Source organism: Paenibacillus sp. FSL R5-0475 (genome assembly GCF_038004585.1).
Classification (GTDB): Bacteria; Bacillota; Bacilli; order Paenibacillales; family Paenibacillaceae; genus Paenibacillus_AQ.
This window is the reverse complement of record NZ_JBBORK010000001.1, coordinates 5,314,776-5,329,762: the sequence shown is the minus strand read 5'-3', so window position 1 is coordinate 5,329,762 and position 14,987 is coordinate 5,314,776. Positions and strand designations below refer to the sequence as shown.

General features: G+C 43.4%; 11 protein-coding genes. 6 read left to right on the top strand and 5 right to left on the bottom strand.

What is annotated here, in order from left to right; genetic code table 11:
* The first annotated feature begins 130 nt into the window (after positions 1 to 130).
* Entirely contained in the window at positions 131 to 277 is a 147-nt protein-coding gene (locus MKX41_RS32345; protein WP_445164950.1) for a LemA family protein, read from the top strand.
* A gap of 55 nt (positions 278 to 332) precedes the next feature.
* Positions 333 to 968, top strand: coding sequence for a response regulator (locus MKX41_RS23845; RefSeq protein WP_042192860.1), 636 nt, complete (start codon positions 333 to 335; stop codon positions 966 to 968).
* Positions 969 to 1,066: 98 nt separating this feature from the next.
* Here the strand turns inward: MKX41_RS23845 and MKX41_RS23840 are convergent, their stop codons facing one another.
* Positions 1,067 to 2,926, bottom strand: a complete 1,860-nt coding sequence (locus MKX41_RS23840) for a patatin-like phospholipase family protein (RefSeq protein ID WP_340973440.1) — start codon at positions 2,924 to 2,926, stop codon at positions 1,067 to 1,069.
* Between the two features lie 203 nt (positions 2,927 to 3,129).
* Between MKX41_RS23840 and MKX41_RS23835 the strand changes: the two genes are divergently transcribed.
* Positions 3,130 to 8,208 carry an AAA family ATPase gene (locus MKX41_RS23835; protein ID WP_340973439.1) on the top strand — a complete coding sequence of 1,693 codons (5,079 nt, stop codon included), beginning with the start codon at positions 3,130 to 3,132 and terminating at the stop codon, positions 8,206 to 8,208.
* The gene (locus tag MKX41_RS23830; protein WP_042192856.1) at positions 8,205 to 8,858 is read left to right on the top strand and encodes a response regulator; all 654 of its coding nucleotides are present in this window, start codon (positions 8,205 to 8,207) and stop codon (positions 8,856 to 8,858) included. Before MKX41_RS23835 ends, MKX41_RS23830 begins: the two co-directional genes overlap by 4 nt.
* Positions 8,859 to 8,870: 12 nt before the next feature.
* Here MKX41_RS23830 and MKX41_RS23825 read toward each other — a convergent pair whose 3' ends face one another.
* Positions 8,871 to 9,176, bottom strand: coding sequence for a DUF2752 domain-containing protein (locus tag MKX41_RS23825; RefSeq protein ID WP_340975045.1), 306 nt, complete (start codon positions 9,174 to 9,176; stop codon positions 8,871 to 8,873).
* A gap of 85 nt (positions 9,177 to 9,261) precedes the next feature.
* Complete coding sequence (locus MKX41_RS23820; protein WP_052404459.1) at positions 9,262 to 9,600, bottom strand: DUF4234 domain-containing protein; 339 nt, start codon at positions 9,598 to 9,600, stop codon at positions 9,262 to 9,264.
* A gap of 218 nt (positions 9,601 to 9,818) precedes the next feature.
* On the opposite strand from MKX41_RS23820, the gene MKX41_RS23815 reads away from it, so the two are divergent.
* Positions 9,819 to 10,160, top strand: coding sequence for a zinc ribbon domain-containing protein YjdM (locus MKX41_RS23815; protein WP_042131582.1), 342 nt, complete (start codon positions 9,819 to 9,821; stop codon positions 10,158 to 10,160).
* Positions 10,161 to 10,233: 73 nt separating this feature from the next.
* Here MKX41_RS23815 and MKX41_RS23810 read toward each other — a convergent pair whose 3' ends face one another.
* Entirely contained in the window at positions 10,234 to 11,889 is a 1,656-nt protein-coding gene (locus MKX41_RS23810) for a histidine kinase N-terminal 7TM domain-containing diguanylate cyclase (RefSeq protein WP_340975044.1), read from the bottom strand.
* A 48-nt stretch (positions 11,890 to 11,937) separates the two neighbouring features.
* Positions 11,938 to 13,659, bottom strand: a complete 1,722-nt coding sequence (locus MKX41_RS23805; RefSeq protein WP_052404458.1) for a putative bifunctional diguanylate cyclase/phosphodiesterase — start codon at positions 13,657 to 13,659, stop codon at positions 11,938 to 11,940.
* A gap of 228 nt (positions 13,660 to 13,887) precedes the next feature.
* Between MKX41_RS23805 and MKX41_RS23800 the strand changes: the two genes are divergently transcribed.
* Complete coding sequence (locus tag MKX41_RS23800; RefSeq protein WP_042192850.1) at positions 13,888 to 14,946, top strand: LLM class flavin-dependent oxidoreductase; 1,059 nt, start codon at positions 13,888 to 13,890, stop codon at positions 14,944 to 14,946.
* Positions 14,947 to 14,987: the final 41 nt, after the last annotated feature.

Here is a 14,987-nt window from a genome sequence, read left to right as displayed (position 1 = left end):
ATCCATTTTGTAATATGACAGAAGTGATGACAACGCTCACTATAACCAGACAAGTCTATTAATTATAATGAATCAGATGGTTCAACTCTTCCAGCCTACGAATGTTCAGCATGAGTAATCGTGTAGACGTATCTATAACGAAAATGTGACAAGCTATAATTCGATGATAAGTACTTTTCCTAATTTTTTATTTGCAGGGGCTATTGGATTTAAGTCGGAATTCCTGCTCAAGATGGAAGGGGCCAAACGGGCAGACGTTAATTGGACGATATCCTAAGTGGACTTGATATAGAGAATTAAGATTGCCATGAGATTTAGAGGGAGGCTTTTCTATGAAAATCGTTATTGTGGATGATCATCCTTTAGTTAGAAGAGGGCTGGCATCTGTCATTTCAATGCAGCCAGGTGTGCAATTCGCTGGTGAAGCTACGAATGGTCAAGAAGCATTTGATGTGATTGAAGCGACAAAGCCAGATATTGTTCTCATTGATCTTAAGCTTGTTAATGAATCGGGCTTGGATATCATTAAGACAGCACGTGCTCGCGGCATGGTTAGTAAGTTCATTCTGTTGACTTCCTCTGCGAGCAGAGAGGATTTTTTGAGGGCTGAAGAAGTACTAGTAGATGGATATGTCCTAAAAGAGGCACTGCCGGAGGAGTTACTCTTTGCTATCCAGTTGGTGCATAAAGGGAGAAAGTACTATGATCCTGGTCTAATGGAAGAAAAGATGCGTATTAGCGGCAGCAGTCCGACGGATGAATTAACACCGAAAGAGAAGGAAGTACTGATTGAACTTGGACAAGGTGCTTGCAACAGAACGATTGCTACACGTCTATATATCAGTGAATTTACGGTGAAGAAGCATGTCAGCCAGATTTTAGCGAAGCTGCAGGTTAATGATCGGACACAGGCAGCATTGTACGCAAACGCGATAGGGCTAACGAAATATGAAATGTGCTATGAGTAGAAATATAACATTAGCATTAAATACAAGGAGGTGTACCAGTAGCAGTTCATAGCTCTTGGGACACCTCCTGAATTTTTCTTTTTTTGTATGCAATGTATTTAGGAAGCGGCTATTTTTTGGCGGATTTGGGCAATCGCTTCTCTTGTTACCACTTCTCCGGCGGCTATGTAATTGTCCGCATCCTTAAAGCTGATTTGATTGAAGCCAAGATCGGGACGCAAGATTACATCCGCTAATTGCAGCTCTTCCTTTATCAGCTTTGCGCTCATGATGTCAATCGTATTCATTAAGGAATCTATTAGATGTCTGGCTGCTCCCTTCGTGAAGGATTCAGGGCAAACGTTAACTGCTATTACAATATCAGCTCCCATGCTCCTTACTAGCGCAGCTGGCACAGGATGAACAATGGCTCCATCGGCTAAGTGCTTTCCTTGATAGTTGACAGGTCGCATGGCTACGGGAACGGCTGTACTTGCGGCAATGGTATGTGCAAGCGAACCCGTCCTCATGATATGAGCCTCACCGGTGGAGACGTCTGAAGCTATCGCGCCAAAGGGTATAGGCAGCTCCTCAATTAGACGCTTACCGACATGCTTTTCGATAAAGCTGATAATGGGCGCGTTATGAACAAGGGACCGCATAGGGAAGGTTGGACGCACCAGTTGTCCCCAACTGATCGTAGAAAGAACCTTCATACATTCTTTTACAGACATTCCGGCTGCATAGGCTCCTCCGACCATAGATCCAACGCTTGTTCCTGCGATCATGTCTATGGGAATGCCCTCCTGCTCCAGAATGTTTAACACCCCAAGGTGAGCCATGCCTCTGGCTGCGCCGCTTCCTAACGCCAGACCAATAACTGGGCGGTCTCCTACTTTACGGACTCGGCCGAAGCGGAGATGGTGACTGTAGATCATACGTCCTTCGCTACGAATATAGGCTTCTCTCACGATATTTCGTAATTCCTCTACATTATTGTCTAGGTAAGGGAACAGGGACAGCATGCTCAGGGCATCTTGAGAGAGGATTTCTTGCGCATTGCCCGCTCCTTCTTTTTCTAGAAAGTATTGCGCAAGCAGCGGTATATCTTCAGTTCGCTCACGAAGAGGAGGCACAGGCAAGACCGCTAAGTGGGAAACAATCTTCAAGGGACAAGTGCTAGTCAGGATGATTCGAATCTGTGCAGCTGCCTCCAGCAGCTGTAGTAGCTTCTCAGAAGGACAGGATTCTGCTTCCTCGATGACAATGGTTCCTCCTTTTGCCGCAATAACCTTGGTCTCCCAATCAACAAGGCTCATGTCTGCTACATTTAACACCAGTAGCGGGTATTGACCGTTCGTTGCTCGGTAATGAAGTGCTCTTGCTACATTTACCTTCCCTGTACCGGATTCACCTATCACGACAACATGGACCCGCTCCGTCGACAGATGTTCAATCGATCTGATAAGTGTGCGCATTTCGGCACTTTCTCCGATCAGTTCACCATAGCGCTCTTGTTCCTCGGATTCATGAAGCTTCATGATGATCTGACTTTTCGAATGCTCTTCCAGTACACGTTCGTTGGAATTTTGGATTCTCTTGATCATGGATTCGATGATCTGGCTGCGGAACTCGCGATTTTTGTCCATCAACAGCAGCATGCCATTTCTGGATACGGATATTACATGAACATTATCGATCGCTTCTACATGTGCACTAATGGGATCTCCGGTAAGACAGGACATTTCCCCGAAGAACTGGCCTTTCGAGAGTATAGCCAATTCTACCTTTATTTCCGTACTAATAAATACTTGTACCTGACCGGATACCAAAATATAAACCCGCTGGCTGACCTCGCCCTTTTTCATGATAAGCTTGCCGGGTTCATAATGCTCTTCTTGCATTTCTGGAGCTAACTGCTGTAATTCTTCATCGGACAGGTGCTCAAGCATAGGGTAGTCTATGTAGGAAAGATGCAATTTGAATCCTCCTTATGTGGGGATGATTGTGTATTTTTTCCTATATTATCACAATGCAATTTTATAGATGTCATATGACAAAATAGATGACAAAGTTAATTACAACATAGGATTCTATGGCGAGATCAGATGATATAATGAGTATAATTGCTTTGCGAGATTGCTTATTCTGTCTACCTAATTGTAACTAGGGAGTGCTGTTCATGTTTGAGTTGCAAGGATACCAAACTTTAGATCTGATAGAGACTACCTCAGATATCAGGCTGTACAGACTCCTACGTCAAGAAGATGGCCTTAGGGTTATTGCCAAGACAACTACAGGCGAGTACCCGGGATCTACTATGGTTGATGCTTTTCGTCATGAGTATGACATGCTTAAGCGACTTAGCGGTCGTGGAGCAATCGAGGCATATAGCCTGGAAATCACACCGGATCGGCCAGTCCTTCTCCTAAAAGATATAGAGGGGAGTACGCTGGATCAGATACTGCGTACACCTGATTCACTGGAGCTTCCAGTGCTGCTTCGGATCGCCATCGCTGTTGCTGATTGTCTTATGCAAATTCATCGAGAAAAAATAACACTAAATGAACTGACCCCCGCTCATCTAATCGTCAATCCAATTACTTTTGAAGTGAAATTTATTGATATACGAATGTGCTCCGCTGAAAATGATACCAGTCCATTGTCACCTTTAAGCGGGCGGCCGGATGCCTTGCTTCCTTATATATCGCCAGAGCAAACGGGTCGAACTGGGTTGAACCCGGACTATCGTTCTGACTTTTATTCGCTTGGAGTCATTATGTATGAATGTCTTTCAGGCAGTCGCCCCTTTGAGCTTCATGATGTTGTTGATATTGTATATCGTCATCTTGCAGATACACCTGAGCCTTTACATCGCAGGTTTCCCACTATCCCTCTATCTGTCTCTGACATTGTTGCTAAATGCATGGAGAAGATGCCCGATGCGAGATATGCCAGCGCCTTTGGAATCAAGTCGGATCTTGAGGAATGTCTAACCCACCTACAACAATACGGGTACATCGAGCCCTTCCTATTAGGAAGCTGGGATATTCCGGAACGCTGGATGGTATCGGAACGATTCTACGGAAGACATTTTGAGAAACTAAGCTTACGAGAAGCACTGAAACGAGCATCACAAGGTGCTGTAAAGACGGTCTGGCTTAGTGGTGAGAGTGGTATCGGTAAAACAACCTTTCTAAAAGAAACGCTTAGAAATTCGATTTCTTTGGATGGTTTTTTCGCCAGAGGCAAATTCGAATCTCTACATACCTCACTCCCTTATGGCATCTGGCATCAAGTTATAGAAGAATTGGTCAGTCAACTGCTGATGGAAACGAAGCTGCAGGTGGAGGTTTGGAAGCTGCGTATTTTACAGGCAGTGGACAGTTACGGGCAATTATTGATCGAACTTGTCCCTAAGCTTGAGCTCTTGATTGGTCCCCAACCTTCCGTGCCTTCGTTGCCGCCGCTGGAAGCTCAGCATCGATTTCAATTAATTATGAGCCGATTTATTCAACTCTTTCCTCATGAAGATCATCCCTTGATCTTGATATTGGACAATCTGCAATGGGCGGATGAAACATCGCTGCAATATCTTACTTCGCTTATAGAGGACACGGCCACGAGTCATCTGCTAATCGTTCTTTCCTATCGTGATCGGGAAATCACGAGGCTGCACCCACTCAGTAAGCTGGAAAAGCATTTGATAGACCGCAACGTAGTGATGAGTAGAATATCTCTACAAGCGCTTGAACTCACCGATTTAAAACAACTGCTACTGGATGTTATGCGTTACGAGGCTGCTGACTTGGACGAGTTAGCGCGGGTACTTCTGCATAAGACAGATGGGAATCCACTATTTATTAAGCAATTCCTTCAGGATTTGATTGATGATCAGCGAGTGGAATTTGACGAGGATCTTCGAAGCTGGAAATGGGACCTCCAGCGCATTACTGAATTGAATGTTCCTGATAATGCAGCAGCCTATCTTTCAAGTAAATTACAGCAATTTCCTGATCAGACGGTGTATGCACTTAGTAGAGCTGCATTAATGGGCAGCATATTTGATGTGGGTACGCTTGCCGAAATTATGGAGATTCCGGTAGAGACATTGACCGAAGCGTTGGAAGTCGCTGTAAATGGACGTGTGCTACAACCTGTTAACGGGGAGGAATATACGCATTTTAAATTCCAGCATAACCGCATTCATCGGGCGGCTTATGCTCTTGTTCCCGAAGAGGTGCGCCCAGAGCTACATTGGAGGATTGGCATGCTATTGCTAGGCCGCAGCTCTCTTAGTGAAGGAACGATTCTATTTGAAGCGGTCCATCATTTCAATCAGGCGCTTACATGGATAGATCGCCCCGAACAGAGGCTTCAACTGGTAGAGCTGAACTTACAGGCAGGGATAAAAGCGAAGCAAACGACTGCACATGAGACAGCCTTACAATATATGCTTCAGGCAACAGCGATACTAGAGGAGCAGAGCTGGGAGGAGCATTATGGGCTAACCTTCCGGGTATTTCGTGAGAGGGCCGAGCTCGAATACTTATGTTCACATTTTGATAAGGCGAATGAATTATTTCATCTGTTAATCCATAAAGCTGCGACAAATACGGATAAGGCTTACATCTACGCGATGAAGGTTCAATTGGAAGCAAGTAATGATAACCATGAAGAGGTTATCTCCTTAGGTCGGCATACATTATCGCTATTGAAAGTGAGCCATCAATTTGATCCTAGCTATGTTCAATTGACGCTTCAATGGTTAAGATTGCGGCGCAGACTACAGAAGGTTTCACTCGAATCGCTTAATCTTTTACCGCCGATGACCGACGAGGCTCGTAGAGTCGCAATGACCACTTTAGATCATACGAGCAATGCCTGCTTCTATGTCAACCGAGATGGGTGGCTCGCTTCTTCCTTCACCATGATTGAATTGACGCTCGATTATGGGATGACTCCGGAGGCTTCCATTGGATTCATAGGCTATGCAATGTTTCAATACTATTACTTCCGTAATGATGAAGAAACATTTAAATGGGCCCTGCTGGCGTGCAGCTTATCGGAACCCTATCCGAAAGTGCATATGACAACCTTAGCTGCGTTCGCAATGTGCTACGATAGCTGGCGGCATTATGATCCAACTATGCTCCGTATGTTTACCGAGAAAGCAGGTAAAGTGGGACTGGAATCAGGTGACTTATGGAAAGGCAACCAGAGTGTGCTAATCAACTGTGCCTCCCTTTTGCAATTTGGCCATCCGTTAGGCGATATCTATGATCGGTTAATTGCTCATTCCGGTGATTTGCTGCGCCATAACAACAGTCTTCACTGTAAGCAGGCTATCATAGCTGCAGCTACTCTAGTTCGATTGACGGGTTATCGCTCACTAGATGATCCATTTAACATCGCAGAGATTAGCGAACCTGATTTTGCACAGTCGGTTCATGGAGATACCTTTAATTTTATACAAGAAATGGTCTGGATACACCGATATTTGACAGGTTATGTATTTGGGGAGTACCGCGAAGCCAGTGAGGCATTAGCGAAATCAGCTGCCATTATAAAATCACGTGAAGATGGCTTAGACAGTCCTATGCAGACCGTGTATGAATGTTTAGTCTGGGCTCAGTTGTATGAGGAATATAACGCTGAAGAGCAACGTGTATACCGGGTAAAAATGCACAGTCGGCTGAAGAAAATGAAAAAGCTTGCTAAGCGTTGCCCGGAAAATTATGAGCATAAATATTTGTTGATGAAGGCTGAGCTGACTCGCCTATCGCGAGATCCACGACAAGCTGAAGCCTTGTATGAGCAGTCTATTGAGGCTGCTCGTATCAATGGCCATATTCACGATTTAGCGATGGCGGCGGAATGCTACGGCAAATATGGACTTCGTCATGGCAAATTACATCTAGCAAGAATCTATATGACTGAGGCCTACGAGGCTTATCTGCAATGGGGCGCAAAGGCTAAAGCGGCTGACATTGAGCAGCAGCATAGTCATTTGCTGCATATTAAACGGGAGCCCGGGCTCGATCGAGTCGATTCCCTTTCTGTAGTTATGTCTGCTCAAGCTTTATCGGGCGAGATGGAGATGAGTCGATTATTGGCCACGCTGATGCGGATCATGCTCCACAATGCTGGGGCCGAATATGGGGCAGTTATTTTTGATCATGATGGCAAATGGATGGTTGAAGCTTATGGTACCTCAGAAGCTCAGCATATCGAATCTGTTCCTCTCGGGGAAGAGTCAGATCTTGTTCCGGCAGCGATTATAGCCTATGCAGCAAGAACACAGGAGCAGGTTGTATTACATGATGCGCTCAGTGAGGGGATATTTACGCGTAACGTTTACGTTAGGAAGAATAGACTGAAATCGGTACTTTGTCTTCCTATCATGAATCAGAATAAATTGGTTTGCTTGCTCTATTTGGAGAATAACCTATCCCCAGGTGTATTTACGCCAAGTAGGCTCGATGTGCTCAAGCTGCTTGGTTCACAATGCGCAATCTCAATCGCTAACGCCAAGCTGTATTCGGGAATCCAATATCTTAAAAAAAATCTAGAGGACCAAGTTGTAGAAAGAACTCGTAGTCTGGAGCGTTCGATGCGAGAAACATCTGCGGCTTTGGCCGAAGCTACCGTCTTTGAAGAACGCAATCGTATTGCCCAAGAGATTCATGATATTGTTGGGCATACACTTACATCGACGATTCTGCAGATTGAAGCTGGCAAGCGGCTGCTTCAGAAAAAAGATATAGATAGTGGTTTTCAGCGACTGGTTGAAGCACAGGATCTTGTTCGGCATAGCTTGAATGAAATCCGCGGCTCTGTCCATATGCTGAAGGAGGACAAGTATTCGGACCTCACGGTCATGTTGAAGCAACTGATACGCGATACTGAACGTAATGCGGGCGTTGTCGTCCATGCCATTATTTATGATCTGCCGGAGGCCATGTCAACAGCCTATAAAAAGGCCATCTATCATGCTTTGCAGGAGGGCCTAACGAACGGAATCAGACACGGTAAGAGTACGGAGTTTCATTTTAGTCTGGAGTCTGTCGGAGCAAATTTACAGTTTAGGCTCAAAGATCGTGGGTCAGGAGATAGTCATATAGTGATGGGTTTTGGACTCAGGACGATGAAAGAACGGGTGGAGCAACTGGGAGGTAGCTTATCGATCGATTCAGAAATGAATGAGGGCTGTCTACTGGAAATCGATCTGCCAATGCGAAGGGTTGGGAATAGAAAATGAGTAAGATAAAGATTGTAATTGCCGATGATCAATTGTTGACGCGTGAAGGACTTCGTACCATTCTGGATCTGGAGGATGATATGGAAGTGGTTGGCGCTGCCAAGAACGGGGAAGAGGCCTGCGAGATGGTGGAAGCATTCCAACCCGATCTGGTACTGCTTGATGTTCAAATGCCGATCATGAATGGGATCAGTGCACTAAAACGAATCAAGCAGATTCGTCCGGATATATTCATTCTGATTTTAACCACTTTTATAGAGACCGATTATATTGTTGAGGGTATGGCATTTGGAGCAAGCGGCTATATGCTGAAGGATATGGATGCTGATAAAATGATTTCTTCGATCCGTGATACGATATCCGGGCAATTTATTCTGCCAGCTCCGGTAGCAGCCAAATTGGCGACGAGGATGAATAGATTGACGGAGGAGTACGAACATTGGCAAAGATCCAATGTAGATCGTATGAGTCTGACAGAACGGGAAGAGGAGCTGGCGCAGCTCATTATCCGGGGACTTAACAATCGCGAAATTGCCGATACACTGCATATTGCGGAGGGGACAGCCCGTAACTATATTAGTAATCTTTATAGCAAATTAGAGGTGGTTGACCGGGCTCAAGCGATTGTGCGCCTTCAAGCTATTATGTAACCATAGTTGATGCTAACGAATTACTGTAGGGGCCAAGTAATCAAACATTGGAAAATTTCTCAGTACTCCAAATGTAACGGTAAGGATCAACATCACAGCCATAATTCCATGGCTAAGTGGTTGGATACGTTTCTTTTCAGTAATTAAGTACAACATATACAGAGGCGCTAGAATAAATAGCAACGGGTTAAATCTAAACGCCTGAACGAAGTCGAACTTTAACAAGGATAGAATAACTCTTGTGACTCCACATCCCGGACAATAAAATCCAGTCCATTCATGAAATAGACAAGGTACACCTAGATTGGTTAAAGGCATCCATACAGTGAAATACAGTAAGCCAAGGAGACTTAAGGACACACTCCAAAATAGTTTAGGGTGTGTCCTTCTATGAATCGTAAAATTATACCAATTTGTTAACATCAGATTGCACCAAAGCGTATGTGACAATACCAAAACTAAAGATTGTGAGGATCACGTACAGAGCTGAATTATCGGATACGAGATAGCCGCGTTGTCTTTGAGCTTCTGCAACATGTTTACCGATCTGGTAGGCCCAAACCAGGCTCCATATCCCGCAAGTAATCAATGTTAGAAGAAAATGCTTTCCTCCTGTGAATGTGTAGTCTCCACTTAGCTTTCCAACGTCATTCGTTAGAACAATAAACCAAAATATTCCGTATATTCCACATGTAATTAATGACAGTATAATGGAAAATGCGACACTCCTTTGACTAATCATTGTTCACTCTCCTATGTATTTATATGAAAATTTTACATTATTATCATAGACAATTGTGAAAATATATACAAGATAATATTTAGTGGTTTGTTTTTTAAGAAACGTGGAACAAGCTTACTATCTGGATATAGTGGATTCCTTCATGAATATGAAATATACTTTTAAAGATTAGCCGCAAGACAGCTAGAATTTGAACTACGATTGGAGAAAATGAAACAATGTCTAATTTACCGAACTGCCCGAAATGTAATTCTGAGTACACTTATGAAGATGGAAGTCTACTAGTCTGCCCGGAATGTGCACACGAGTGGACATTAGAATCAGAGTCTGAGAATAGTGAAGATCAAAAGGTTATCAAAGATGCCAATGGTAATGTATTAAACGACGGCGACTCAGTAACTGTAATCAAAGACCTTAAGGTAAAAGGAAGCTCATCTGTTCTGAAGATAGGTACCAAAGTCAAAAACATCCGTTTAGTGGACGGAGATCATGATATTGATTGCAAAATTGATGGGTTTGGGGCTATGAAATTAAAATCCGAATTTGTTAAAAAGATATAAAAGAAAGAATCAGCTTACCTTCGATAGAAGTAGGGCTGATTCTTTCTTTTTTTAGGTAATATTTAAAGGCATGTCATCTTATGATTTCAACAATTTGGTTTCGTCCTGCATTTTTGGCTTGATATAAAGCTTTGTCCACAGATTCGAATAAATCATTTAGTTGATTGGTCGGGCTTTCTGCATACTGCTCTGCAAAATTATTAATGGACAGTAGTCCCATGCTTACAGTGATGGATACAGAATGAGCAACCTCATCCACATGTACTTTATTGGCCTCTATCATGAATTTGATATGTTCTGCCCAGAGGTTTGCTTGTGTGTGATTCGTATTTGGTAAATAGACGATAAACTCTTCCCCGCCATAGCGTGCCAGAATATCCGTCTCCCTTAGCGATTGCTTAATGACCTCTACCGTGCTGCAAATTACAACATCGCCGACTAAGTGGCCGTAATTGTCATTCACCGTTTTGAAAAAGTCGATATCCAGTAGAATGATGGCAAAAGGCTGCTTCAATATCATATTTTCTATAATCTCTTGTTCTAAGTACTGCGTTAAGTAATGACGGTTATAACAACCTGTTAAGCTGTCGGTTATGGCCATCTGCTTGAGTTTTTGGTTGGTCTGAGAAAGCTCATTCTGGATTTCAATTAATGCCAGATTACGCTCTTGCAGGATCTCGTTCTGCTGATTAGTCTCAGCAATGAGGCGATGCAGCTCGCTTCTATCCTGAAAGGTGAGAATCCGTCCAACCATGATCTCGCCTACGACAATGGGTTCCGCGGTAATATTGATGTACGCTTGGAGCGAGGTGTAGAATACTTCAACTTCGCTTCTCTCCATGGGCTGTTTAAGATATGTATGTTGAAACAATCGGAAAGCGCTGGCAGTCTGCTCCAGGGGGGTTAGCGCCGATAAGTCGAAGCGATCACCGATCTGTAGGTTGATTTTTGGCAAAAGCGATCGATTGATCTCTACCACAGTCTCGTTATCATCCAGTACAAGAATACCTAGTGTGATTGTGTCAATGATATCCTGATGAGCGATGGTTACGAGATCAAATATTTTATCACGATGGATGGCAATGACGAAAAAGATGGCAGAGATTAGTATCCCCAGAGAGGTCATCCCCGGAATCACCGGCTGAGATTTAAACAGTACCACATTAAGAAAGACATCCAGTAATACAAATACAGTCAGCACCAGCACACCTTTGAGTACATGAGTAACCTGTTTTTTGATCCGCTGTGTGGCGTTCGATATAAGCGCTGAATAGATGATATACAGAGAAATAATAATAGTGCAGATCAAAAAGAGAATAAACAGCCAAAAAAGCGGACCATAGGATCTTTCAACATATCCACCATGCATTGGCAGTACAAAGCTTTGCTTTGGATTGACGATCACTCCAATTAAGATCAATGCTGCGACAATGTATAGGATCAGCGTTTTCTTTTTTCGGAGGAGATATGATTTTCCAGTGAGAAATATCGTAAAAAGAAGCCATCCAATCGTTAACAGTATCGAGTCAATAAAAGCTAGCTTCACATAAAACAATTGAACATCGGGATCCGCTGTAGTTTTGAGAGCAAATTGACAGAAGGGCCATAACATCATCGTGAAATGGAAAGTCAAGTAAACCTTATGTAAGTTAGTGATTGTTACAGTAACAAATATGTAGATGAATAGAACGAAAAGAACGAAGAATAATGATAAGTCAATCCATGTCATGACATTCAATTCGGTAACACCTTCTTATATAAAAAAATAGGTTCATCTTTATTCATTTAAGCTCGAAACCTTCTCCCACTCGGTTAGCAGCTCTTTTACGCTCTGTGCGGACTGTGGCTTACTGAACAAGTAACCTTGAATTTTATCGCAGCCTTGCTCCTGCAGGTAATCGAGTTGTACAGTTCGCTCCACACCTTCTGCAATAACACACATATTCATGCGTTTACCAATCATAATAATTTGTTCGACAAGAACGGCTTGATGTGTCCCTGTTCGAATGGAATCAATGAAGGACTTGTCTATTTTTAAAGTCGAGATCGGCATATGAGTAAGATAGCTTAAGGAGGAATAACCGGTACCAAAGTCATCCAAGGCAATTTTGATGTTGTGAGCTCTGAGTTCAGTCAGTTTACTACTCACATATTCGTAAGATTCAACCAGAACACTCTCTGTAATCTCTAGCTCTAAGTATTCAGGATCTAGTCCGGAGGCTTGCAAGGTGTCTAGAACTAACTCATTGAAGTCGCTTTGCAGTAGCTGCAGCATTGAAATATTAACAGACATCGTCAGATGTGATAATCCTTGCTCATGAAGACTTTTTAAAAAGGCACAGGCTGTTCTGAGCACCCACGCCCCGAGAGGAATAATGAGGTGGGAATCTTCTGCTATTTTGATAAACTTATCCGGAGGGACCATGCCTAGTATGGGGTTGTTCCAGCGCATAAGAGCCTCTAGTCCCGTCACTCTGTTCTGAGTCAGATCAATCTGGGGTTGATAGAATACCTCTAGCTCATTTTTCTCTAAAGCATTATACAACTGCTTCTCAATGTTCATTCGCTCAGTAAAGGTATCATTGAGCGGTTGATCAAAGACAATAATTTGACCCTTGCCAGCGTCTTTGGCTTTATACATAGCGATGTCTGCGCATTTAAGGAGTTCCATAATATTACTTCCATGTTCGGGGTGAGCACTGATTCCGATGCTTAGGCTAACATGTAGCAGACTGTCATCCATCTCAATCGCATCTTTAAAACCGGCAATAATGTGAGAGGCTACACTAGTTATACACTGACTGTTCTCAATAGAATATAAAAGAACGATGAACTCATCCCCGGCGAAACGATACACTTCCCCACTACTCCCAACCAGGGACACCAATCTCTCACTAACCTTAACAATTAGGCGGTCACCAAATTCATGGCCCATCGTATCATTTACATATTTGAAGTAATCAATGTCGATGAACATTAAGGCTGCAATGTTATTCAGTTCCAAAATGTGAGGCCCATTCTCATAAAAAGCTAATTTGTTGGGCAAGCCGGTTAATAGATCATGATACGCCAGGTAATGCATCCTTTCTTCATTCATGGCTAGCTTCTCTTGATTCTCAATGAGCTGATCATATTGCTGTCTGAGTTCTTCTTCCGTAGCTGTGATTTCCTCATAGGCGGCCTCTAGATTTTCGTGGGCGCTCACCCTATCCCTATAGGCAAGATCCAGTTTCTTCTCGATCCTTTTAATCCGTTTCAGAGTACCTAGAATTAATGCAAAGATAAGCAAAGCTGTTATGAGGATAAAGAACCAGCCTTTAATTATATTAATAAGTCTTATCCACTCCGGATCTCGCGTAAAAGTGGAAACGGCCTTATCTGTTAAAGGGATCCATAAGCACCCAACAATAAAATATATTACGGCGATTTTTAAGGAGCCCCGAACAGGATTGAAGGTTTGTTTGGATATGGAATTTTTGTGTTTATTTCTTTGAAGCATATGTCCCTCCTATATCAAGCATGAGATGCATGAGAGCTACTTGTTTTAGATCATTTCAACATATTTCATCAAAATCCTCTATTTGTCAGTGATGTTCTGCAAATTTTAAAAATGAGTTTTTGGACAAGCTGGAGCTAGGCATTAATGCCTAGCTATGCTTGAACTTAACTTGTGTTATAATCAAACAAACAACTCTAAGAGAAAATTATAGTTAAGGGGGAATCGTAAGTGGAAATAGGTATCAGTACGTTCGTAGAAACAACACCGGATGTTCAATCGGGGGAGTTAATAAGTCATGCACAGCGATTGCGCGAGGTAGTAGAGGAGATTGTTCTTGCAGATAAGGTGGGCTTAGATATATTCGGTGTGGGTGAGCATCATCGAAAGGATTATGCCGCATCTTCTCCAGCAGTTTTGCTGGCTGCGGCTGCCTCACAGACGACACGAATTCGGCTGACCAGTGCGGTAACCGTGCTGTCCTCTGCTGATCCAGTACGTGTATTTCAGGATTTTGCAACACTTGATGGAATCTCAAATGGACGGGCAGAAATCATGGCAGGCCGGGGTTCTTTTATCGAATCTTTCCCGCTCTTTGGATACGATTTAAATGACTACGATGAGTTATTCGATGAGAAGCTGGACCTGTTGTTAAAAATAACGGCATCCGAAAAAGTAACCTGGAGTGGAAATCACCGACCAGCCATTAATAATTTGGGGATTTATCCGCGCCCCGTTCAGAATCCTTTGCCCGTATGGATTGGCAGTGGAGGCAATACCGAATCTGTGATTCGTGCTGGCCTGCTCGGGCTACCACTTGTGCTCGCGATTATTGGCGGAAGTCCGTTGCAATTTGCTCCACTGGTGAAGCTCTATAAGAAAGCGGCGGCCCAAGCAGGACATGATGTGTCGAAGCTTCCGGTTGCCTCACACTCGCACGGCTTTATTGCAGAGGATAATCAGCTTGCGGCCGATATGTTCTTCCCCTCTACGCAGGCTAGTATGAATGTGATTGGTCGTGAGCGTGGCTGGGGTCATTATAGTCGTGCGAGCTTTGATGCGGCACGTAGATTTGAAGGTGCCTTGTATGTAGGAGATCCAGACACTGTTGCTGAGAAGATTATTCACCTACGTAAACACGTAGGAATTACACGCTTTATGCTGCATGTACCGCTAGGTACGATGCCTCATAAGGATGTAATGAGAGCCATTGAGCTATTGGGTACTGAAGTAGCGCCAATTGTTCGAGCTGAGATATCGAGATGGGAAGCAGAGGTCGAAGCAAAATAGGATTGACCCTTTCTGGATTAATCAGTATAATCTTACCAATT